Here is a 24444-nt window from a genome sequence, read left to right on the forward strand (position 1 = left end):
CTTAGGTACTTTGATAGTTTTTGAGGTACCTAAAAAATGAAACATCAATAATAACAAGACAAGCCAGACCCTTATCAGTAAAAGAAATCGAAGTAGCAAAACCCAAAGAGCGTGATTATGTTCTCAATGAATATTTAATAAGGTGGAGCGGCATGCTTATTAAAAATAACGAGAAGCGCAATTACGGTACAAAATGTTAACTCACAGCGGGAATGTCAAAATTTTCTTTATCAAAAGAAAGATTGAATTCTCCTGAATTACCAAACATGTCAGTTACTTTGACTTTTGCTTTGTTAAGCAGATCTTGCCACTGGAGTTGTTCAGTGTTATTTTCCGGAATAATAAATTTATATAAGTACATGGTAGGCGTCTCGTTTCTAGTACGGTTTGCTTTAACAAAGGGAGCAAGCCGATACACATACGAGCTATCTTCCAGATAAAAATGACCATTTACTTCAAAAGTGCCTTTATCTGGATTATACCAAAAATTAACATGTGCTTGCGAGCCATTATTACCTTTATTTGGCCTATGGATCACTGAACAAGGGAAATCTGGGCCTACAATACAAAAAAAGCCTTCTTCGATAGGAGGCCATAAAACAATACCACGATTTGCATCGTGATTTTTTTTAATATCATAGTCGATAGACCACTTTTTAAAATTCTCTGAATTCTTTGGCTTAAATTTTACAACGCGTGACCATACTTCACCATTTTGATGTCCCTTATATGGCCCAGAATCGCTGAAGCGAGACATCCAACTAAAGTTATTTTCAAAAACCATAGATTCCGCTATTACATCAATATTTTTCTGATCACTATAATTAACCTTCTCAATAGATTTAATATATTTTCTTTGTGGATTTCTAAATGATGATCCTGTTTCGCCACGCGGACCATTTCTAGTGGCAGTGCCACTTTCGCTGTTATTAAAATCACCCACGCCAGGAACATTGAATCCTGCCGCGATATCGATACCGTTACTAACGTCAGTCGCATAAAGATAAAAAATGACTTCCTGCTCCCCTGTTTGAGTGTCAACGTAGCTATCACTCAAAAATGTGTCAAATGAAGGCACCATAATATAGTCATTACTATGCCTCGTATAAATCCAAGGCTTAAAATTATTAGGAGCATTGCCTTCCCAATTTAATCGTCTGCCACTGCGATATTCAACTAAGTGTGCCCGACCTTGTAATTCATCCGCCGGAATGACCAAGGGATTATTATTTTTATCAACAACTTTCACTTTTAATGAAATCGCTATTCGATTTTGACCATTGCCATAAATAGTCGCCTTTTCAGCTGATCTATTATTTACAAAAGCTAAATCAAGGTAATCTAATCGATAAAATCTATCCCATACGCTAATAATATACTTCCTTATTATTTATATGTTTTTTATATATAGAAAATATATCAAATCTTATATATTGAGACATTTTAATTTTTATTAAAAAAAATGAATATTATATTTAACTTGCTTATTTTTTATTTAAATAAGTTTTGTTAAAAAGAATTTATTTTTTGCGTTAATATTAAATTACCTGCTTATCATATTAAAAATCATATTTTATTAAAATTTCTAAAAGTATTATTAAGTTATTACATCAAATACAATATAGAAAAAATATTAAAAAAAATAATAACCCAATAAATAATAAACATTAAAATAATTAACACAAATGTTAATTATATGTTAAAATTATAAGTGTGATATATATCATAATTTCTATCTAACTATGGAGAATAAATTATGAAATTACTTATCAAAATTCTCATGATTAGCACTCTTTTGTCACAGAATTTTTTCGCGCTAGCAAGTGATGAAAATCCTGACAACACGGTAAAGGATGATAATCCAATTATTTTTGAAAATGATAAAAAAGAAGAAAAACCATATTGCGAACCGACTAAAGGAAAAGAATATAGCGGCGAAGGATGCATTGATATTCGATAAGAATGTAAATAGCCATTTTCTAGCAAAAAATTATTCTAAGGTTAAAAAACATTAACCAATAATAAAAAGAGATAAGCCATGGCTTATCTCTTTTTATAGTCAATAATTGCTCATCTACTTTGCTTTATCAATTTAGCTTATTGAACTAGATGTTCTATTTTTCGCTTGTAAAACCATCCACACAACAAAATAGTAATGAAAATGTTAAAAAAACAATTATTATCAATAGGCGCTTTTACTATTTTAGGAGAAAAAACCATGAAATGGAGATTGAAAATATTTACCATTAGCTTATTAGTCGGTTTTAACGCACTTTCTTTAGCAAATAATAGTGAAACATTAATTTATGCTACCGAAGTTCAAAATTACGATGTAATAGAAATAGTAAACTTAAAAGAAAGTAAAAAAGTCGTAATTATTGACAGAACTTATGACATATGTAAGAATAAATTTCATAATTCAGCAGAATGTGATAAACCAAAATTTCTTAACCGCTTTCGCGAGTTCCTAAAAAAATTTCCTGACTAGGTTGAGAGCAATTAAACCAATGTAAATCGAAAAAAAACAAATTGGGTCAATAATTAGCTAACCCTATTAAGAGCAATAAGATACAATTTTAAAACCAGCAAAAATAAACAACCCCAGCTGGGGTTGTTTATCTGACGAATATAACAAGTCAATCTTTATCTAACCCAAGGCACTTTCTCGCAGTTGTTTTTTCAGTTTATGATATTCATCTATCACATACCGTTCAGCAGCATGTTGATCGGCGATAGACTCCAGCCGAACAGCGCTGAATTTAAACTCAGGAGTTTTAGTTATTGGGCTTAAATTTTCTGCCACCAATTCATTACAAGCACCAATCCACCATTGATAAGTCATATATACCGCGCCTTTATTCGGGCGTTCACTGACTTGAGCGCGAGTGATCACTTTCCCTTTCCGTGACTGGATCCAAACCAATTCTTGATCTTCGATACCCAGATTTTTAGCATCTGCCGTATTGATTTGAACATAACCAGGCTCATCCGCCAAAGCAGCCAGTGCCGCACAGTTACCAGTCATTGAACGGCAAGAATAGTGCCCAACTTCACGCACGGTGGAAAGTACCAGCGGGTATTCTTCGTTGATGCGATCTAGTGGCGGCGCCCAGTCACAAGTAAAGAGCTGCCCTAAACCATTGGCAGTGGAAAATGTTTCTGCAAACAGATAATCAGTTCCCTGATCATCATCAGATTCACTACGACACGGCCATTGGATATAGCCTAGTTCACCCATTTTTTCATAAGTAGCACCATAGAAATCAGGACACAAATGCCGCAATTCATCCCAAATTTGTTGCGTGTTGTTGTAGTGCATCGGATAACCCATCAGGGTAGCAATTTCGCTAATGATCTGCCAGTCGGTTTTAAGATCCCATTTTGGCTCTACTGCTTTGAAAAAACGTTGAAAACCCCGATCGGCGGCAGTATAAACCCCTTCATGCTCGCCCCACGAAGTCGCAGGCAGGATCACATCTGCCGCAGCAGCCGTTTTGGTCATAAAAATATCCTGCACAATGACCAATTCTAAATTAGTAAATGCTTTGCGTACCGCTGGTAGCTCAGCATCTGTTTGTAATGGATCTTCACCCATAATATAAGCAGCACGGACTTCGCCATGTTCTACCCGATGAGGTAACTCACTAATGCGATAGCCTGTTTTTGCCGGTAGACTTTCAACCCCCCAGGCTTCTGCAAATTTCTTACGATGTTCCGTTACATTAATATACTGGTAACCTGGATAGGTGTCCGGCAGAGCTCCCATGTCGCAAGCACCTTGCACATTGTTTTGCCCACGTACCGGATTAACACCGACACTCGGTTTCCCCAGATTGCCGGTTAAAAGTGCCAGGCTGGTTAGTGAACGGACGGTTTCCACTCCTTGATAGAATTGGGTGACCCCCATTCCCCAGAGAATAGTGGCCCGCTCGGCTTGCGCATACAATCGCGCTGCCTGGCGAATATCCTGTGCACTGAGCCCGGTGATCGTTTCTACCGAATCTGGCGTATAGCCCTCAACAATCTTACGATACTCATCAAAACCTTCCGTTCGCGCTGCAACAAAGGCATGATCATAAAGATTTTCTTCAATAATGACATATCCAATCGCATTCAGTAACGCAATATTAGAGCCATTTTTTAACGCCAGATGCATATCCGCAATACGCGCTGTTTCAATTTTTCGCGGATCACAAACAATAATTTTCGCGCCTTTTTGCTTAGCTTTGATCACCCGATTAGCCACAATAGGATGAGAATCTGCTGGGTTATAACCAAATACAAAAATTAAATCAGTATCTTCGATACCGACTATCGAATTACTCATTGCGCCATTACCGACCGACTGGTGCAGACCTGCAACCGATGGGCCGTGTCAGACACGCGCACAGCAATCAACGTTATTAGTACCAATAACCGCCCGGGCAAATTTCTGCATAATGTAATTGGTTTCATTACCTGTGCCTCGAGAGGAACCAGTTGTCATAATGGCATCCGGCCCATATTGGGCTTTAATGGCACTCAACTTGTTGGCCACATAGTTCAGCGCTTCATCCCAAGAAACGGCCTTCAGCTTACCGCCGCGATGACGACGGATCATAGGTGATTTCAGACGCGGGGTAAGGATTTGGGTATCATTGATAAAATCCCAACCATAGTAACCTTTTAGGCATAAATCGCCTTGATTGGTTTTGCCCTGCGCTGCCTCAGCATGGACAATTTTGCCTTTATCAACCAGCAGGTTGATTTTACAACCTGATGCACAATAGGGACATACCGTGACGACTTTTTTCATTTACATTACTCCTGTTAACTGCATAAATGGAAAAGGATCAAATATTAAGATGCATGAAACATGCCATTCAAAAAAATAAATTAACCAAATGAAAAATAAAGGAAAAACACCAATTTTGGCTATCAGCGTCATTCATTCGACATAAATGACATAATGAACCAGCAGCTAACAACATGCAGTTATGTCAGGAACAATAAAAATTTCTTTTGTTGCAGTTCAATGGATAGGCAATATTTTGACGTTAAGGGCGTATATCAAGCAAGTTTTGCTGCTGCAATGAGCGCTTGACCAAAAGCAATTGCTCCATCACCCGCGGGTAATTGCATCGGTAGTAATAGTTCAAAATCCGTTAACCAAAACTGTAACCGTTGACGTAGTAAGCGGTTATGTAATACACCACCACTACAAACAATAGTGGAGATTTTTCGCAACTGAGCATGAAATGCGGCGAGTTCAGCTAATCCTTTCGCCAAGGCATCATGAAAGGCCCAGGCACGCCAAGCATCAGCTACCTGCCAATCGAGCCATTGCTGCCAAAATGTGATCATATCTAACTGGTTATCTTTAACCGGTAGCGTCACTGGGTGGTTGATATGACTTACCGTCAGAGCCAAAGCCTCTAATTTGCAAGCCGCTTCGCCTTGATAACTTTGTTGCGCAGGAGCACAGCCAAGTGCTGTAGCAACCGCGTCAAATAAACGGCCGGCAGAAGAAGCCGGTGGGGAGTTAATCCCTTGCTCTATCGCCCGCGCTAATGGCTGCCAGGGTTTATCTGCCAATATTTTGGCTTCAGATCGCATTTGCCAGTCAGGTACAAATGCCAACCACTGAGCCAATAGATTCCGCCATGGCTGGCGTGCCGCCAGATCACCGCCAGGCAGCGCGACCGCAGGCAATCCCGCCAATCTTTCACATTCATCATAACTAAAGCGTAAACATTCCCCGCCCCATAACTGATCATTATCTCCCCAGCCAATACCATCCAGAATCAATGCAATAACATCACCAGCATGACGTGGCCAATGATGTTCAGCCAAACAGGCGACAGCATGGGCATGATGATGCTGCACCTTTACTATCGGCAAAGACATCTGCTGCGCCAATTTTAGTGAGCGATATGCAGGATGTTTATCGGTAACTATTTTTTGTGGTGTGAACTGCCAAATCTGCTGCATCCTGTTTACTACCTGACACCACTGTGCTTCCACATGTTGATTAGTGAGATCGCCCAAATGCTGGCTGAGCACAGCCTGTTCACCCTTTACCATACAGAAAGTATTTTTTAGATCAGCACCCAAACATAATAACGGCGGTACATTGCTAAAACCTGGCGGTAAAGGCAAGCTGTCTGGTACAAAACCCCTGGCTCGACGTAGCATTTCACCAGAGGCGCGCATAACGGAATCATCCATCCGCTGTAAAATATCCCGATTGTGTAATAGCCAGCCATCAGCAATATCAATCAGCTCGGCCAATGCTTGTTCATTATTCAATGCAGGCGGATGGCCATTGCGATTGCCAGAAGTCATTACTAATGGACGTGCGACAGCCTGCATTAATAAATGCTGTAGAGGGTTTGCCGCTAACATTACACCGACTTCGTTAAGCTGTGGCGCTAACTCATCAACTAACGATAGCAATTGCTTATCCACTAATACAATCGGAGCAGCAGGCAGTTGCAAAAGTGTCTGTGCCTGTTCAGGCAGAAGGCGGGCCATTGCATCAGTGATCATTACCGCAAAGGGTTTTGACGGCCGCCGTTTGCGCTGACGCAAGCACCTAACTGCCATTTCGTTATTGGCATCACAAGCCAGATGAAAACCACCTATCCCCTTGATCGCAATAATTTTACCCTTTTTCAATGCGCTAATTGCTGCCTGGATAGCCTGCTCTTTCTGCTGTTGCTCCCCTGCGGAAAACCAGATTACATGTGGTCCACAGTCGGGACAAGCGATCGGCTGGGCATGGAAACGCCGGTCAGCAGGATCACGATATTCTGCTGCACATGGCGCACACAGCGGAAAAGCCTTCATAACGGTAAACGGTCTATCATAGGGCATCGCACGAATAATCGTGAAGCGTGGCCCACAGTGAGTGCAATTGATAAATGGGTAGCGATAGCGGCGTTGGCTTGGATCACGCATTTCTTGCAAACATGCCTGACAGGTAGCAGCATCGGGAGCAACTTGAGTTGCCATCGGCGCGAGCATGCTATGACGGATAGTGAAATCTTGTGGTAATTGACGCCAGTGCCAGGAAAATTGCTGTATCTGATCGATACGAGCTAATGGAGGGCAATCGATTGGTAATAACTCAAGTAGCCTGCTGGCATCACCAACAATACGCACTACCACACCGGCACCGTCGTTACAAACATCACCTTTAAGGGCTAATCGCTGCGCCAATTGCCAAATCCAGGGTCGAAATCCGACTCCCTGAACTTTGCCATAAATTCTTAGTAATGTACCATTTTCATTCATTACGTTAGTTAACATTGCGCAAGCGGGTTAGAAAACTTGGCTGGCCATCCCATTTAAGGCAGCACGCCGACGCTTCTCAAGATTAAGTTGTTCCAGTTTGTTGCGATCAACACACATAATTGCGTTGGTAGGACAAGCCTGAATACAAGCCGGGCCTTCGGCTCGCTGATGGCAAAGATCACATTTATTCGCCTCAGCCTTTTCCACAACAACATTCAACCCTGCCCCACTATTGCGTACTATTGGGCGTGAAACCACTTCCATCGCTCCATACGGACAAGCCACAACACAAGTTTTACAGCCAATACAACGCGTTTGATGAACGTAGACAAAATCGCTGTCGCGAGTAATGGCACCATTAGGACAAACGTTAGCACAGGGTGCATCTTCACATTGGCGACAGGTTGTGGCGGTAGAGACACTGACTCCTTTAATAACATGGATACGCGGTAAGAAAGTGTTAGATGTTAGTGAAGTACAGTCCTGTGTTGCCTGATGAGATACGACACAAGCCACTTCGCAGGTGCGACAACCAATACATTTATTAGCATCAGTAATAATGAAACGATTCATTTACTTCTCCAGCAATAACAGTCAATAGTGAAATATATTCATAAACCGTGCCAATTTTTAAGTTAACAAAAATTGACATAAGCCTGTCATCATCACTACTAGCAATGACAAATATCGAAGCAGTTTGGTTAAATCGTATTAGTAGAATAAAAATACCGGCGTGAAACAGCATAAACAATTTAGCCAAGCATCTTTCTGCTACTAAATGCAATCAAACATTTATAGTGACCGGAACTGACTTAGCTGCTGATTATCAGCTAGGCTGGTATAAACTGTTTCAACAGCTATTTTTACTGCTTCTGTCATCGGGTAATAGAATCCGACAATATCTGGTTGGATACCTATGAAAATCACTTCTTTAGTATCCTCTTTTAGCTGCTCGATAAGATAGCTAAGTGGCATATTATGGGTAGACATAATAAACATATCAGCGATATCTTGTGGATCGATTAACCGAATTTCACCGGCAGCCAGTCCCATGTCAGTCGCATCAACAATCAATAAACGGGTTGGTTGTAGTTCGCGAATAACACCAATATCATTTTCTGGTGCACTACCGCCATCAATCACTATCCATTTCCCTTGTGGTGCATTATGGCACATCTGTGCCAGCAATGGGCCTGCTCCGTCATCACCCATCATGCTATTACCGACACACAGCAAAACATCAGCCACGCGCCCTCCTTACCATCAAATAGATAGCACTCTCCTGGTGAATATCGGCTAGCATGTGCAGCAGCTGCTGGCTCCAACTTTGCTGTTGTTCGGTCTGTTTTTTAAGTGCTACGCTAAAAGCATTTGCCAACATTACCACGTGGCTGCTATCAATAACGATTTCGCCATAACGAGCAATACCCGTCATTTTCCACTGCGCTTCACTTCCTTCCTCGAGGGTAGCAATCCAGAGCAGATATTCTTGCCATGGACAGTTAAGCACCGCTTGTAAACAATCTATCACGCCTAAATGGTGTCCAATAGCAAGTCCGTAATAGATAACTTGCTGTGCCTGTGGCGGCGTGTCTTCATTTTCATCAATAAATTTACTGCTTAGCTGACTGAACACCACCTTGTCATTCATTTAACCTGCTCCTGTTTAATGATTTGGCTAAGATTGACAACAATTTCACTTAAGCGAGGATCATTTTCATCAGCCAACCATTGCGCCACCCGATCTTCACCCTGCATGAGATAATTGATAAAAGTGTCGGCAATCTGACGACCATAGCGATAACCTGCTAAACGACGAGCGGCACGATCGATACGGACTCGTAAAGGTTGTACCATATCAGGATGTAGAATTTCTGCCGGCTGACTATCCACTTCACCGGGTTTACGCAAATGGATTTTTTGCTCCAGTAGCCCTAAAGCCATGGCAAAACCGTATAGCGTTGCAGCAGGTGTCGGTGGACAACCTGGAATATAAACATCGACTGGCACGATCTTATCCGTTCCACCCCAAACACAATACAGATCGTGAAAAATGCCGCCCGAATTACCACAAGCGCCATAGGATATAGCGATTTTGGGATCAGGTGCTGAGTGCCAGGCCCGTAATGCTGGCGTACGCATTGAGCGCGTAACTGCCCCGGTAAACAGCAATATATCAGCATGACGTGGGGAAGGAACAACCTTAATGCCAAAACGTTCGGCATCAAAAATGGGTGAAAGGGTGGCAAAAATTTCAATTTCACAACCATTGCACCCCCCACAATCAACACGATAAACATAAGCTGAACGTTTAATTTTCTTCAACAACAATGTTTTCATACCCGCAATAGATTCTTCAATTGCTACTGGTGCTGGCATAGCCTGTTGATGGTTAGATGACAAAAACTGGTTCATCAGATAGACTCCTTCATTTCACGGGTTAAATCGATTTTATCTGACGGAGCCAATCCCTGTAACCGTTTGCAATCGGGGCAAGTTTCAAATCTTTCTCGATGCTGCTCAGCGTGTTTGTCGCCATTATGTTTGAGTATATCGATAACATAATCGATCGCTTTTTTTACCGCCAAAGGACGCTGACATACCCGACAATAACAAATAGCAAATTGTGCTTGCTGGAGAAGATCTTCTTTACGCCATACCGCTAGTTCATATTCCTGCGACAAACGAATTGCCGCCGTTGGGCACACTTCTTCACAACGACCACAGAAAATGCAACGACCCAAGTTGCATTGCCAGAGCAGCTGGCCTTTTGGCAAATCTATTTCTGTGATCAATGCATTGGATGGACAGGCGTTGACACATGCCGCACAACCAATACATTGTTGCGGATTATGTTGCGGTTTACCGCGGAAGTTTTTATCTACTTCGATTGGTGTCAGTGGATAATCTTCAGTAACAATTCCGGTTTTTAAAGCTTTCTTAATAAAATTAAACATGATAACTCCAGTTGGCTTTTGCTGACTGTACGCAATTTGCTAAAGAGACGGCGCCAGTTGGTCATAAAATGCTGATCATCACCTTGATACGGTGCGAATGAAAACAGCAGCAGCAAAAGCAAAAGTTATTTCAGCGGTGAGTTTTTACGTTCAATGCCGTAACGTTCTAGTTCTTTATAAGGCACCACTTGACTTTTTTTCTTACGTACATCGACCAGGGTCATGCGATCAGTACAGGAATAACATGGGTCAAGACTGCCAATGATCAGTGGTGCATCAGACACAGTATTGCCGCGTAGCATATAGCGCAACGTCGGCCAATTAGCATAGGTTGCGGCACGACAGCGCCAGCGCCACAGCTTCTGATTATCTCCGGTCATACTCCAGTGAATATCATCGCCGCGTGGTGCTTCAGTAAAACCTAAAGCAAAACGGTGTGGAATATAGGTAAAGCCCTCTACCATTAATGCTCCCCCCGGCAGATTGTCCAAGCCAAAATCAATCATATTCAGTGAAGTAAATACCTCATTGATACGAACTTTGAGGCGAGCAAGTACATCGCATCCCTGTTCACTATGAACCTCTAGCGGGAGTAAGCCGTAACCGATAAAAGGGTGATCCCTACGCGCATCACGCGCATGTCCGCTGGCACGAACCATAGGGCCCACATTACTAAAATCGCGCGCTACTTGCGGATCTAACCGTCCGATGCCGACGGTACGCTGTTCAATATTGGGCGTCGTTAATAATATCTCCACCAGTTCTTGCACTTCACGCCGCATCTGCTGAGCCAATTGACGGGTTTTGATCATGTCATCTTTAAGCAGATCACGGCGAATGCCGCCAATTAAATTAAGTCCATATGTTTTACGCGCACCAGTCAGGATTTCAGCCATCTTCATAGAAGATTCCCGTACACGGAAAAATTGCATAAACCCCGAATCAAAACCAACAAAATGGCAAGCTAAACCCAAGTTAAGCAAATGGGAATGCAGACGCTCAACTTCCAGCAAAATAGTACGGATCATCTGGGCTCGCTCTGGGACCACAATTCCCATCGCATTCTCAATTGAAGTGGCGTAAGCAGTACTATGAGCAAAACCACAAATACCGCAAACACGATCAGACAAAAATGTTACTTCGTTATACCCCATCCGCGTTTCTGCCAGCTTTTCCATTCCACGATGGACATAAAACAGGCGATAATCAGCATCAATAATATTTTCGCCGTCGACAAACAAGCGAAAGTGGCCGGGTTCATCAGAAGTGATGTGCAATGGGCCAATGGGAACAATATTATTTTTCTTATTACCCAATTCATTAATAAATGGGTAAGTTTCACTGTCAGTGGTCGGGGCAGGACGTTGACGATAATCCATACTATCTTTTCGCAATGGATAAAGATCATCCGGCCAATCATCAGGTAATACCAGACGACGCTCATCGGGCAAACCAACTGGCATCAAGCCGTACATATCGCGTACTTCACGTTCTCCCCATACCGCTGCCGGAACACGCGGTGTCACCGATGGAAACTCAGGTTTATCAGCATCCACTTCAACCCGAACGGTGATCCAACATTTGCTTTCCTGCTCCATAGAAAGTACATAATAAACCGCGTAATAACCGCATAATTTGCGTTCATCATTACCAAATAATACCGATAGCCATCCCCCTTGCTGATAGTAAAGATACGCTATCACTTCAGGCAATGCGTTGATTTTTATCGTAATGGTTAACTGATCTTTAGTCTGCCAACTCTCCTCCAACACAACGCCGGGAAATACTTGGCACAAAGCCGTGAGATAATGTTGACCTAATTTTTCTTCAGACATGGTAATTCTCTAAAATTTTATCGCTAATAAAGAGACGAAAGCTAAAAAAGCAAAGCCAAAACCGAGCCAGGTAACCTGTGCTGTGGCTAAAAAACGTAACCTCGCCATGCTATTTTCAAACAACGCAATCACCAATACGCCGATCAACAGTTTTATTAACGCCACGCCCAGTGCCAATAATAACCCCCCTACCGACATATGCTCAATTTGTCCCCACGGCATAAATACGCCAACAAACAGCTGTAATACCACTAGCTATTTGAAACTAATACCCCATTTCAACAAAGCAAAACTGGCACCGCTATATTCAGAAAGCGGCCCTTCTTGCAGCTCCTGCTCAGCCTCGGCCAAATCAAACGGTAACTTGGCCATTTCAACAAACGTGGCAAAAGCACAGGCACAAAATGCCAGCATTAAAGGAATGCTTTGTTCTACTGGCCAATGGTAAATCACCGCGGCTATCAAACTGATGTGGGTTGAACCTGCCACTTGGGCAACAACCCATAGACCCAATAGTAAAATTGGCTCAACTAATATCCCCAGCACAGCTTCACGACTGGCACCAATTGCCGTGAAAGGACTACCCGTATCCAGGCCGGCGACGGCAAAAAAGAACCGAGCGATAGCAAAAAGGTAAATCAGTGTGATCAAATCACCCACCGCTGGCAATGGCGATGCCACCGTTACTACAGGCAGTGCAGTCGCTATCGTTAGCATCACGCTGATCATTAAAAAAGGCATTAGTTGGAATACCCAACCTGATGCGCTCGGAGCGATACTTTGGCGACCCAATAACTTGATTAGATCCCGATACTCTTGCAACACTCCAGGTCCTTTACGGTTATGCAGCCGAGCGCGTGCCATACGACTCACACCGGAGAGTAGCGGCGCCAACGCAAATAGCAGCAATGCCTGCACCAGGGCAAAAAACAGCGAATTCATATTAGGCTCCCTGAAAAACCACAACCACCAGCAGTAATGCTAGTTCTATAAAAGCAACTCGACGAAACAACACCGGCAGACTGGCGACTTGCCAACCGGGTAACAACGACACCGGATTGAGTATCTGACCTAATTTCAACAGCAAAGCAAAAATCACTTTTATTGGTTGGGCAAAACCAGATGCAGTAATACTCATCGCCTGTTCGTATTGATAACCACAAACCCAGGCTGAACCACGAGAACGAGATGGCAAACGCCCATCTTTGAAAACGATTAATAGAACAATCGGCAACAACGTTGCTGCAATCAGCAATAGCGCAATCATTGGCTGAGATACCATGGTTTGATTGGTCACTAACGGTAATGGAACGGCATAGCGGAGCAATGGCATAATCCAGGGCGCCCCTACTCCACCAACCACGCAGCTAAGTGCTAATGCAGTGAGCGAAATATTCATTAGCCAAGGTGCAGAACATGCTTTTTCCGCCGCTTGAGTGCGAGCAGCGCCACAAAACATCACCCCATACACTTTTGCCATACACATCACCGCCAGAGCACCAGTAATTGCAAGTCCGGTCGCCAATAATGGCCCGAGCAAACGACTGATAAACACAGGCTGCTCACCTAGGCGAAAAAAAGATTGATAGATAACCCACTCACCAGCAAAACCATTAAGTGGCGGTAGCGCGGCCATTGCCATTAATCCAATCAGCATCGCCAGCGCTATCAGTGGCATACGTTTACCAATACCACCTAATTTTTCGATATCCAGATAACCGGTACGGAACCATACAGCGCCCGCACCAAGCAATAATGTGGTTTTAAACAGGCTATGGCTCAACAGATGATATAATCCGCCTACCATACCAAGTGCAATCAAAATAGGTTCACGCAGCGATACACCTACAAGTCCGGCACCAAGCCCTAACAGTATGATGCCGATATTTTCAAGGCTGTGATAAGCCAGTAGTCGATTAATATTATGCTCCATTAATGCATAAAGTCCGCCAACAAATGCCGTGATCATACCGAGCAATAACACGATAATTGCCCACCATAATGGGAATGTCGCACTGAGTAACGAAAGCAGCACAATGCCATAGACGCCAACTTTTAGGATCACAGCGGAAAATAACGCAGCAGCTGGCGCAGGAGCATTAGTATGGGCTTGCACAACCCAACCATGCAGAGGAATAATACCGGCTAATAGCCCAAAGCCAATCAGCCCCAACAACCAGATTCCACTACTCATTGGTAGCGTTACCATTAGCAGACGCAACTGGCCGATATTTAAGGTGCCATAAGTTCGATAGATGATGACGCACATAATAACCAGTAGCAGAGTACCAAGCCGCCCTAGCACAAACCACACTTTACTCGATTGATGGCAACCAGTTAGAAACAGCGCGCATAGCGTCATAATTTCTGCCATCATCACCAACATACCAAGATGACCCGCAGCCACTGCCAAGGTTGCGGCAGCCAACAATAAATTGACTAACAACCCATTAGCTTGCGTTTCATCATGTCGATGCCAGCTGATATTAAACAAACTGATAAAAATTCCTGGTAAGCCAAAAACAACTAGCCACCATGCATTAAGTGCGGTGATATTTAGTGACCAGTTACCGACAGGTGACATAAAATCGCTGGCACTGACAATGCCTAAAAGCACTTGTCCGCCGGCCAATAGCATTGCAAGATTAGCTAAAACACCACCAAGCCCAGCGATTAAACCACTTAACGGCTTATTGAACAGCAGTAATGCGGCTAATAAACCGCTTATAACAAAGGTAAAAATTGCCGTATTAAACAATATCTCGACACTCATTACAGCCCTCCATTTTGGCTGTTCATTAACGACAAGTCGCCTAACTCCATCTGGATAGTCAGCTTACGCTTACGTTTATTGGCGTTGGCAATACTATGGTTATCAACCAGACGTAGCGCTTTAGTCGGGCAAGTCCGGACACAAGCCGGACCTCGTTGATCGAAATAACACAGATCACACTTAACGGCGATGGCACGAACCCCCGGTATCCAGTCTAAAAACTGGCTAATACGAGCTGGTTCCGGTGGTGCAGGCGGGGCAATTGGCGTATTACTATTAGTAGGAATACCCTGTGGGCGACTGCCACAAAATTCGATAGTCCCAAACGGACATGCGAGACCGCACAATTTACAACTAACACACAAACTTTCGTTTAATTGAATAGCATTATTGATGCGGTTAATGGCATTAACTGGACAAACTTGCGCGCAAGGCGCATCTTCACACTGGTGACAAAGTTGGGGGGCAGACTCTTTTTCATTTCGCATCACTTTAAGACGCGCTTGCGTTTGTAGCCCTTGTATACGGTGATTTTCCGAGCAAGAAGCTTCACAAGTATGACAGCCAATGCAAAGCGTAGAGTCAGCAATAACAAAACGATTCACCGGCGATCCCGTGGTGATAGTCATTTTTGACGAAACTGTGCCAAAATAGTCACTTTCAACATTCTCCAATAACCTATTTAGGCAGCAGTAAGCTAACTAAACATAATTATTGATAACAACAAAGCTGGCCAGGCTTCGCCGGTTTCAATGATATGCGGCAAAGTATGACTAATAGCTGCGAATAGCGCGATGATAAGAATCAAAATGCCAGCAAATAAACGGTAAATTAATCCCTGCCAGAGACCACAAAAGCTAAATAGATGGAGCTCTATTTTTGCAACGGAGATCAATTGGCGTCTAATATAACCACTACAGTAGTAATAGCTTGGAACCAAACGCATAAGAGCGTGTTCAGTCATAACATCAGTTTTCTGACTTAATTGTGAAAAGAGCATAGTGATTGACTCAATTTATAAAAAATAACTTTACTAAGCAGATCTCATGCCAAAATATAATTATTTTAATTTCATATAATTAAATAATAAAACTGCCAAAAACCAGCCCAATTACGTTGTTATTTAGACATTATCGATATGAAATATCAGCAGCGACTCGCGGCCCTTTCACTGTTCATTTGTTCTTTGATAATTCATAGCAACAAAATAAGTTTGCCCACGATATAACCGCTAGATAGCGCTTTTTTAATCCTCCCATTTATGCCAATAAAAGCATGCTATTGCTATGCACTGGCATCCATATTGCATTAATCAATGCAAACAGACGATGGAGGATTTATGCATGAAATCACCCTCTGCCAGCAGGCATTAGAACTTATTGAGCAACAAGTAGCACAAAGCAACGCCAAACGGGTCACCCAAGTGTGGTTTAAAATTGGTGCATTTGCCTGTATAGAAAGCAGCGCGCTGCAATTCTGCTTTGAGTTAGTCTGCCGGGATACTGTCGCTGAAGGTTGTGAACTTCATTTAGAACAACAGCAAGCAGAATGCTGGTGTCGTAAATGTCAGCAATACATACAACTATTAACCCATCGTGTCAGACTCTGTCCCAACTGTAATAGCCATAATCTCCATATTGTTGCGGATGATGGACTACAAATCATGCGGCTAGAAATAGAATAGGAGTAAACCATGTGCACCATCTGCGGTTGCGAACAAGGCAACCAATATATTGAAGGCGATGAACGCAACCCACATTCTGCTTTTCGCAGCGCACCATTTTCTCCTGCGCCGCGCCAATCATTACAAATAAAAGCAGTTCATAAAACTAGTCTTCTTACTAGCGCTTTCCTAGGCGGCAAACTGGATTATGGACAAGGTGAAGCTGGCACCCATGCACCCGGTTTAAGTCAGCGAAAAATGCTGGAAATTGAAATTAACGTACTGGACAAAAACAACCGATTAGCACAGCGTAACCGCAGTCAATTCCTGACCAACAAGCAGCTAGCATTAAATCTGGTTTCCAGTCCAGGCTCAGGCAAAACTACCCTACTGACAGAAACACTTAAGCAGTTACAAAACCATATTCCTCGCGCAGTGATTGAAGGCGATCAACAGACTACTAACGACGCAAAAAGGATCCGCGCCACAGGTACCCCCGCTATTCAAGTGAATACCGGTAAGGGATGTCATCTTGATGCACAGATGATCTTTGATGCCATGCAACGTCTTCCTCTTGCTGAAGGTGGCATCATGTTTATCGAAAACGTTGGCAATTTGGTATGTCCTGCCGGGTTTGATTTAGGCGAACATCACAAAGTGGCGGTATTATCGGTAACGGAAGGCGAAGACAAACCACTCAAATATCCGCATATGTTTGCAGCCTCCTCATTGATGTTGTTGAATAAAGTGGACTTACTGCCCCATCTTAATTTTGATGTGGAAAAATGTTTGGCTAGTGCCCGTCAAGTGAATCCAGAAATTGAAATTTTGCTGATATCAGCAACCACTGGTCAAGGCATGGAGAATTGGCTAGCGTGGTTGGAGAAGCAGCGATGTGTATAGGTATTCCTGGCAAAATTAGTCAAATAACTGACAGCATGTTAGCCAGAGTAGCGATCGGTGGGGTGATACGTGATGTTGACCTGACACTAGTCGGGAAATACGACCAAAATGGTAATAGCCGCCTTGGCCAGTGGGTGCTTGTCCACGTTGGTTTTGCCATGAGCGTAATCGATGAACATGCAGCATTGGACACACTGGCGGCATTGCAAAATATGTACGATCTAGAACCCGATGTTGGTATCTTGCTATATGGTGAGGAGAAAAGGTAATGCGTTTCGTTGATGAATATCGCACTCGACAAAAAGTAATGCCGCTAATTGAGATCCTTAACCGACGCGCCAGACATCTGCCATACAGCGAGCAACGACCTTTTCGCATTATGGAAGTTTGCGGCGGGCACACCCATGCTATTTTTAAATTTGGCCTGGATCAACTATTACCGAAAAATGTCGAGTTTATCCATGGCCCAGGCTGTCCAGTTTGTGTACTGCCAATGGCACGTATAGATAGCTGCCTGGAAATTGCCAACCAACCGCAAGTCATATTCTGCACTTTTGGTGATGCTATGCGTGTACCGGGGAAAAATGGCTCATTGCTAGCAGCCAGAACTGGTGGAGCAGATATACGTATTATTTACTCACCAATGGATGCGCTAAAACTTGCCCAACAAAACCCGACCAAAAAAGTAGTACTTTTTGGTCTCGGATTTGAAACCACCATGCCAACAACCGCTGTTATCATAAAACAAGCAGAAGCCGCTAACATTGATAATTTTTATTTCTTTTGTCAGCATATAACCGTGATACCGGTACTAAAAAATTTATTACAGCAACCTGATAATAGTATTGATGCATTTTTAGCGCCTGGACACGTCAGTATGATTATTGGTATTCACGCTTACAACTTTATTACCACACAATATCAACGCCCGCTTGTTGTCGCAGGTTTTGAGCCAATTGATATGCTACAAGGTGTATTAATGTTAATTGAACAAAAAATAGCCGGCTATAGTCGGGTAGAAAATCAGTATCGCCGTGTAGTACCTGATACAGGAAACAGTAAAGCACAGGCAATAATGCAACAAGTATTCTGCATTAAGGGAGCTAGCGAGTGGCGTGGCCTTGGTATGATAAAGCATTCCGGCGTTTACCTTAACGCTAAATACCAGCAATTTGATGCTGAGCAGCATTTTTGCATATCTCCAGTTGAGGATTATGATGATCCTCAGAGCTATTGTGGCAAAGTACTAACCGGGCGCTGTAAGCCTGCGCAATGTCCACATTTTGGCCGACAATGTAATCCCCAAAATGCATTAGGAGCCTTGATGGTTTCGTCCGAAGGTGCTTGCAGTGCTTGGTATCAGTATCGTTCTCAGGAGTATCAAATATGAAAACGGTGACTCTGGCCCATGGTAGTGGTGGACAAGCTATGCAGCAACTCATCAATCAGCTTTTTATCCAAGCCTTTGCCAACCCTTTACTCAATGAACAAGAAGATCAGGCTCGGATCCCATTGCAGCTATTGACTCAGCAAGGAGATAGACTGGCTTTCTCAACGGACAGCTATGTTATTGAGCCGTTATTTTTCCCTGGTGGAGATATTGGCAAACTAGCTATTTGTGGCACTATCAATGATGTGGCGGTTAGCGGTGCTCTCCCTCGTTGGCTCTCTTGTAGTTTCATACTGGAAGAAGGATTAGCGATGGCAACGCTGGAGCGCATTGTCCTGAGTATGGCGGCAACGGCCAATCAGGCAGGCGTAAGCATCGTAACCGGTGATACCAAAGTTGTCCCTCACAAAGCGGCAGATAAAGTATTCATTAATACTGCCGGCATCGGTATCATCCCTTGCCATCTGAACTGGGCCATGCGTCAGATCCAAACCGGCGATCTGTTACTCATTAGTGGTACGCTAGGCGATCATGGCGCGACTATTCTCAATCTACGAGAACAACTGGGAATGCAAGGCGATTTACAAAGCGATTGCACTATTCTAACCCCACTAATCGAAATATTACGTAATGAACCTGGCATCAAAGCAATGCGAGATGCAACTCGCGGCGGCGTCAATGCAGTGGTTCACGAATTTGCTACTAATGGCGGTTATGGTATTGAACTAAATGAGAGCGCATTACCGATAAAACCTGCCGTACGCGGTGTTTGCGAGCTATTAGGTTTAGATCCACTCAATTTTGCCAATGAAGGAAAGTTGGTCATCGCGGTAGAACGCAATGCGGCGGAGCGTATCTTGACTCGCATACAACAACATCCCTTAGGATTAGATGCGGCAATTATTGGCGAAGTTGTTGCCCATAAAGGAGTAAAGTTAACCGGACTTTATGGTATCAAACGTACACTCGATTTACCTTACAGTGAACCATTACCAAGAATTTGCTAACTAATCACGCCACTAAATGGCCATAAACTTTCGGAATATGAGGCATGTCGTATACACCGACCAGCATAAGCAATGAACAGGGTTTATTTGATATTACTCGTACTTTATTGCAACAACCTGATCTCTGTGCGCTAACCCAAGCGGTTAAAACTCATGTCCGGCAACTAAAACTGGCCGATTACGTTAATATACTGCTGTGGCAATTCGACCGCCGTAGAGTCTGCCTGTTTAGTGTCGACGAACAGCAACAAGATATTCGCTATGAAGATGAAACCCTGCTTGCTTATGGGCCGATCCGCCATATGCTTTCACGCCCAGATGTGCTCCATTGTCGCTACCAAGAATTTAACCAAACCTGGCCACAACTTAATAAATTAAAACTCTATCCAGCATTTAATTATTACAGTCTGATGCCGCTAACCGCTGAAGGAAAAATATTTGGTGGCTGCGAATTTCTGCGCACGGCAGACGCACCCTGGACGGAAGAAGACTTCTCGCGACTGCAAACTCTGGCTCAAATCATCAGCCTGGCGGTGGAACAGATCCAATCTCGTCTGAATAATAATATTAATTATGGCCAACTATGTCGTGAACGTGACGATTTTCGTTTGTTAGTAGCGATAACCAATGCTGTTTTATCCAAGCTAAATTTGGATGAACTGATCACCGAGGTTGCCCAAGAAATTCAGACTAACTTTGCTATCGATTCGATTAGCGTCATATTACGCAGTAACCATAAAGGGAAACTTGGCGTATATTCAATTCATTATGTAGATAAAAATATCCCACTACATGATCAAAGTGAGATAGATGAAAAAGGAACTTTATACCAAAAAGTCATGCAAAAAAAAGAGATGCTTTTGCTAAATCTTCACCACAGCGCTAAACACTCGCCATGCGAAAGTATGCTATTTGAATTGTGGAATAAAAAGGAGCAAACCTTATGTTTGTTGCCACTAATTTTCAGCGATCGGGTACTTGGGGTATTAAAACTGGCACAGGGTCAAACGCCGGTTTTTACCTCTTCGACGCTAAAATTGCTGCGCCAAATCGCAGAACGAGTCGCGATTGCGGTAGATAACGCACTAGCTTATCAAGAAATCCGCCGTTTAAAGGAACGATTGATTGATGAAAATTTAGCGCTGACGGAACAAATTAATAATGTCACCGCCGATTTTGGTGAAATTGTTGGTCAAAGTGACGCCATGATGACAGTCATGAAACAGGTTGAAATGGTAGCACACAGCAATAGCACGGTATTGATCTTAGGCGAAACAGGAACCGGCAAAGAGCTTATAGCGCGTGCGATCCATAAACTCAGTGGGCGTAATAACCGCCGAATGATAAAACTTAATTGTGCCGCCATGCCAGCGGGCTTACTTGAAAGTGATCTTTTTGGTCATGAGCGCGGTGCATTTACCGGCGCGAGCACCCAGCGTATTGGGCGTTTTGAATTAGCAGATAAAAGCACCCTATTTTTAGATGAAGTGGGCGATATGCCACTGGAACTTCAACCTAAGCTGTTGAGGGTATTACAAGAACAAGAATTTGAACGCCTGGGTGGTAACCGGCTCATTCACACAGATGTACGTCTTATTGCGGCCACTAACCGTGACCTTAGGCAAATGGTTGCCGATCGTGAATTTAGGGCCGATCTCTATTATCGACTGAATGTTTTTCCTATCTATCTGCCCCCATTACGGGAGCGGCCAAAAGACATTCCATTACTTGTGAAAGCTTTTACTTTTAAAATTGCCAACCGCCTCGGACGCAATATTGACAGCATTCCTGCGCAAACTTTGCAGCTATTAAGTAAAATGGATTGGCCTGGCAATGTGCGAGAGCTAGAAAATGTGATTGAACGTGCCGTTTTATTGACACGCGGCAATGTACTTCAGCTCTCATTAGCGGAAATGAATTTCAATACCAGTGAAACAAAAATTCCGGTAAAGGGCTTAAATAGTGAATTTCATCCTGTAGAAGATGAGTATCAACGTATTGTCCGTGTCCTAAAAGAAACTAATGGTGTTATTGCCGGCCCTAAAGGCGCAGCGCTACGACTGGGGCTAAAACGGACAACATTATTATCACGCATGAAGCGCCTTGGTATTGATAAAAATAACCTTGTCTAATGCTATATTTGTTTAACAATGAAGGTCATTAATCAATTTTACAGCAATATAAACAACAGTCCGTGGCAAACTTATTTTGCCTTTTAACTTCAATATGATAAGTCATAACAAATTGCATACCATTTCGTCTAGCCATTAATAATAGCTAACTTAATACCATTATTCTTCGATCGTTGAAATTTAACCAACCAAAATGCTATTGAAATGTTAAATTGTGAGCGTATTATTAATATTAATTTTATCACTTCATAGTCGAGGTCATTGATGAAATTTTTTAATAACACACTTATTGCTCCTCTGTTATCAAATTTCAGCTGTTTTCCATTGCCAATTAACATTCCAACAAAGAATACATTCACTGTACAGCAGAAAAAAAGGGGCAAAATTGTATCGAAAAGATTAATGGCAAAGTAACGCAATCTGTTCATGTGATAGGATTAAAATTGTAATTTAATGTAGATAAAACATCGATAATTTATAAATTAAATAACATGATTCTCTATTTTACTTACTTTTTTATTGCCTTATTACTCAGTTTTCACTGGTGAGCAAATTCAGAGAATAATTCATAAAATATTATAACCATTTAATTTTAGGAGAATAATTTATGAAAATACCTCTTCAAATTTTCATCACTATAACACTTTTACTATTCTACATTATACCTTCCTATGCGCGTGTCCATCTATCTATTCAAAATATACTAATAGCACAAAAGACTAATAGCCTTATCTCTGATACTAACAAAACAGAAGAGGTTAATTGTAATAAAGAAAAAAACTTATGCTCTGATATTCCTAACGCTAGAAATATCCCAGAATAAATTTAGCATCGATTGACTGCTGGTTTTAAAAGACTTGCAATAAAGTTTAGCTAATTTACGCAAGATAATTAATATTCAGTAATGCTTTATATTTATTTACACATCTTATTAAGTTTATTTAATAAAACCTTTAATATAAGAAACCATCAGATAAATATTTGATGGTTTCTTATATTAAACATTCAGTTATTTTCATTTAATTTGTTAATTTCTATTATCGACAATATAAAGAACTTTACCTCTAACAGAACGGATATATTGTATTGGGTCAATCTCTTTTACCAACAAATACCCTTGATTTAATTGACTAGATTCGTAAATATCTGGAATATTTCCTAATTCTTTTGCCAATAATTGTATCCGTTGAGCAGAAAAAATACCTGTAGGAACCCATACCGTAATGACTTCTCTGGTGTCTTCTGCCACCGATAAATGGATTTGTATATTAATATCCTTTGGATAAAATTTATCGACAATCGCAACAATCGTTTCATATTCAATAACATAACCCATAAAATTAAAACTAATATTATTTCTTTTAATATTTGATAATTGAACAATATCACCTTGTAGACTAATATCGGCAGTATCACCATAGTTATAGCGTAATAATGGAATAACATTCATATTATCGAGACTGGTTATTAATAATTGATCCTGATAGCGTTCGATAAAAAATTGATCTGTCATAAATTCATAATTGTGATTATTCGTATCCAGACTTAAAGCCATAATACCCGCTTCTGAACAAGAATAAATACCAATGATAAGCACATCATTACCAAATGTTTTCATTATTATGTCTCTTTGATATGCTTTCATCGCTTCACCTGAGAAAATAACTTTATAGATAGGTAAATATTTATTTTTCTTTTTCATTGTTTGAATAAATTGAATGATTTCACAGGGAATACCCATTAGAACACTGACCTTGATATCAGTTAATGCATCAAAATGTTCATCAGCTAATACATTAACATCACCAACCGAAATCATATTCGCACCACAGGCACTCCCAATATTACTAAATAAGCAATGAGCAGAAAAAAACAGATTAATCGTAAAAAGATTAGCGCAATTATCGGTCGAGGAAAATATATTATATTTTTTACATCCCTCTGCACCGAAAACTTCGCCATTAGCTCGATAAAGACATCTCTTCAATTTACCACTGCTTCCACTGGTAAATCCAATAAGATAACTATTCTCTCCATTAAGAAGATGGAGGCTTTGATCATTTTTAGCTAAATATTCTTTCTTTTCCATAACCGGAATAGCGCTGCAAAATTGTTGATACGTCCATTCACTTATTTCAGCTAAATGAAACAAAGTAGCTATTTTATCTTTTACACTATTCCATACCATTTCCTCTTTATATATAGATAACATTTTTTCTCTCCATAAATTCTTGTGTTACTAATTTTCATTCCATTAATTTATATTAAATTTCATTTTTTAATTTAAGATAATAAAAATATTTTTAATATTAATGATAATAAAAATAATTTATTACCATTTAAAAGTTAAATGAAAAAAAATTACACAAATTAAGTTTAAAAAAATAATTTTTTAATAAAATAAACATTTTACAAATATTTATGACATTTAAATATACCTGGTAATTTTGGTGTGTTAAATACTCTATCATACCATCAACTTGTAATAGAGATTGTTCCTAACAATAGG

General features: G+C 41.6%; 22 protein-coding genes and 2 pseudogenes. 10 read left to right on the plus strand and 14 right to left on the minus strand.

From position 1 onward, the window contains the following. Positions 1-50: 50 nt before the first annotated feature. Positions 51-161: pseudogene (locus tag WH390_RS03920) on the plus strand (preprotein translocase); the annotation flags it as partial. Between the two features lie 35 nt (positions 162-196). Here WH390_RS03920 and WH390_RS03925 read toward each other — a convergent pair. After that, positions 197-1249, minus strand: coding sequence for a hypothetical protein (locus WH390_RS03925; RefSeq protein ID WP_032114782.1), 1053 nt, complete (start codon positions 1247-1249; stop codon positions 197-199). Positions 1250-1756: 507 nt separating this feature from the next. On the opposite strand from WH390_RS03925, the gene WH390_RS03930 reads away from it, so the two are divergent. After that, positions 1757-1960 carry a hypothetical protein gene (locus tag WH390_RS03930; protein WP_032114783.1) on the plus strand — a complete coding sequence of 68 codons (204 nt, stop codon included), beginning with the start codon at positions 1757-1759 and terminating at the stop codon, positions 1958-1960. A gap of 201 nt (positions 1961-2161) precedes the next feature. Next, complete coding sequence (locus WH390_RS03935) at positions 2162-2488, plus strand: hypothetical protein (protein WP_406850682.1); 327 nt, start codon at positions 2162-2164, stop codon at positions 2486-2488. A 159-nt stretch (positions 2489-2647) separates the two neighbouring features. Here the strand turns inward: WH390_RS03935 and fdhF are convergent, their stop codons facing one another. The 12 genes and pseudogenes from fdhF to WH390_RS03995 all read right to left on the minus strand — a co-directional run bounded on the left by fdhF (position 2648) and on the right by WH390_RS03995 (position 15804). After that, positions 2648-4795, minus strand: a complete 2148-nt coding sequence (gene fdhF, locus WH390_RS03940; RefSeq protein WP_081932865.1) for a formate dehydrogenase subunit alpha — start codon at positions 4793-4795, stop codon at positions 2648-2650. 254 nt (positions 4796-5049) lie between these two features. Beyond that, positions 5050-7275 carry a carbamoyltransferase HypF gene (gene hypF / locus WH390_RS03945; protein ID WP_032114787.1) on the minus strand — a complete coding sequence of 742 codons (2226 nt, stop codon included), beginning with the start codon at positions 7273-7275 and terminating at the stop codon, positions 5050-5052. 27 nt (positions 7276-7302) lie between these two features. Next, the gene (hydN, locus tag WH390_RS03950; RefSeq protein WP_032114788.1) at positions 7303-7848 is read right to left on the minus strand and encodes an electron transport protein HydN; all 546 of its coding nucleotides are present in this window, start codon (positions 7846-7848) and stop codon (positions 7303-7305) included. A gap of 219 nt (positions 7849-8067) precedes the next feature. Continuing rightward, positions 8068-8523 carry a hydrogenase maturation peptidase HycI gene (gene hycI / locus WH390_RS03955; protein WP_032114790.1) on the minus strand — a complete coding sequence of 152 codons (456 nt, stop codon included), beginning with the start codon at positions 8521-8523 and terminating at the stop codon, positions 8068-8070. Then, complete coding sequence (locus tag WH390_RS03960; protein WP_032114791.1) at positions 8516-8926, minus strand: formate hydrogenlyase maturation HycH family protein; 411 nt, start codon at positions 8924-8926, stop codon at positions 8516-8518. Before WH390_RS03960 ends, hycI begins: the two co-directional genes overlap by 8 nt. Then, on the minus strand, positions 8923-9690 hold the full coding sequence (locus WH390_RS03965; RefSeq protein ID WP_052044815.1) for an NADH-quinone oxidoreductase subunit B family protein: 768 nt from the start codon (positions 9688-9690) through the stop codon (positions 8923-8925). The genes WH390_RS03960 and WH390_RS03965 overlap by 4 nt, the downstream gene beginning before the upstream one ends. Then, entirely contained in the window at positions 9690-10232 is a 543-nt protein-coding gene (locus tag WH390_RS03970) for a formate hydrogenlyase complex iron-sulfur subunit (protein ID WP_032114792.1), read from the minus strand. Before WH390_RS03970 ends, WH390_RS03965 begins: the two co-directional genes overlap by 1 nt. A gap of 125 nt (positions 10233-10357) precedes the next feature. Beyond that, entirely contained in the window at positions 10358-12067 is a 1710-nt protein-coding gene (locus WH390_RS03975; protein WP_032114793.1) for an NADH-quinone oxidoreductase subunit C, read from the minus strand. A gap of 9 nt (positions 12068-12076) precedes the next feature. After that, positions 12077-13009: pseudogene (locus tag WH390_RS03980) on the minus strand (respiratory chain complex I subunit 1 family protein). A 1-nt stretch (position 13010) separates the two neighbouring features. Continuing rightward, a complete protein-coding gene (hycC, locus tag WH390_RS03985) occupies positions 13011-14840 on the minus strand; it encodes a formate hydrogenlyase subunit 3 (protein ID WP_032114794.1) in 1830 nt (609 codons plus the stop codon). Beyond that, positions 14840-15445 carry a 4Fe-4S dicluster domain-containing protein gene (locus WH390_RS03990; RefSeq protein ID WP_032114833.1) on the minus strand — a complete coding sequence of 202 codons (606 nt, stop codon included), beginning with the start codon at positions 15443-15445 and terminating at the stop codon, positions 14840-14842. The genes hycC and WH390_RS03990 overlap by 1 nt, the downstream gene beginning before the upstream one ends. 92 nt (positions 15446-15537) lie before the next feature. Continuing rightward, positions 15538-15804 carry a hypothetical protein gene (locus WH390_RS03995; RefSeq protein ID WP_406850683.1) on the minus strand — a complete coding sequence of 89 codons (267 nt, stop codon included), beginning with the start codon at positions 15802-15804 and terminating at the stop codon, positions 15538-15540. 375 nt (positions 15805-16179) lie between these two features. Here WH390_RS03995 and hypA point away from each other — a divergent pair, with 375 nt between their 5' ends. From hypA to WH390_RS04030, 7 genes are all read left to right on the plus strand, one after another. Next, positions 16180-16524 (plus strand): hydrogenase maturation nickel metallochaperone HypA, encoded by a 345-nt coding sequence (hypA, locus tag WH390_RS04000; protein WP_032114796.1) that lies wholly within the window; start codon positions 16180-16182, stop codon positions 16522-16524. A gap of 9 nt (positions 16525-16533) precedes the next feature. Then, positions 16534-17406, plus strand: a complete 873-nt coding sequence (gene hypB, locus WH390_RS04005; RefSeq protein ID WP_032114797.1) for a hydrogenase nickel incorporation protein HypB — start codon at positions 16534-16536, stop codon at positions 17404-17406. Further along, entirely contained in the window at positions 17397-17675 is a 279-nt protein-coding gene (locus tag WH390_RS04010) for a HypC/HybG/HupF family hydrogenase formation chaperone (protein ID WP_032114798.1), read from the plus strand. The genes hypB and WH390_RS04010 overlap by 10 nt, the downstream gene beginning before the upstream one ends. Continuing rightward, positions 17675-18796: a hydrogenase formation protein HypD gene (hypD, locus tag WH390_RS04015; protein ID WP_032114799.1), complete on the plus strand. Its 1122-nt coding sequence runs from the start codon at positions 17675-17677 to the stop codon at positions 18794-18796. Before WH390_RS04010 ends, hypD begins: the two co-directional genes overlap by 1 nt. Continuing rightward, a complete protein-coding gene (gene hypE, locus WH390_RS04020; protein ID WP_032114800.1) occupies positions 18793-19803 on the plus strand; it encodes a hydrogenase expression/formation protein HypE in 1011 nt (336 codons plus the stop codon). Before hypD ends, hypE begins: the two co-directional genes overlap by 4 nt. Before the next feature lie 44 nt (positions 19804-19847). Continuing rightward, on the plus strand, positions 19848-21935 hold the full coding sequence (gene flhA / locus WH390_RS04025; protein WP_032114801.1) for a formate hydrogenlyase transcriptional activator FlhA: 2088 nt from the start codon (positions 19848-19850) through the stop codon (positions 21933-21935). Positions 21936-22542: 607 nt separating this feature from the next. Then, a complete protein-coding gene (locus WH390_RS04030) occupies positions 22543-22758 on the plus strand; it encodes a hypothetical protein (protein WP_032114803.1) in 216 nt (71 codons plus the stop codon). 204 nt (positions 22759-22962) lie between these two features. Here the strand turns inward: WH390_RS04030 and WH390_RS04035 are convergent, their stop codons facing one another. Next, positions 22963-24147, minus strand: coding sequence for an AMP-binding protein (locus WH390_RS04035; protein WP_052044816.1), 1185 nt, complete (start codon positions 24145-24147; stop codon positions 22963-22965). Positions 24148-24444 lie beyond the last annotated feature (297 nt).

The sequence above is a fragment of the Candidatus Arsenophonus nilaparvatae genome, assembly GCF_045346035.1.
Classification (GTDB): Bacteria; Pseudomonadota; Gammaproteobacteria; order Enterobacterales; family Enterobacteriaceae; genus Arsenophonus; species Arsenophonus nilaparvatae.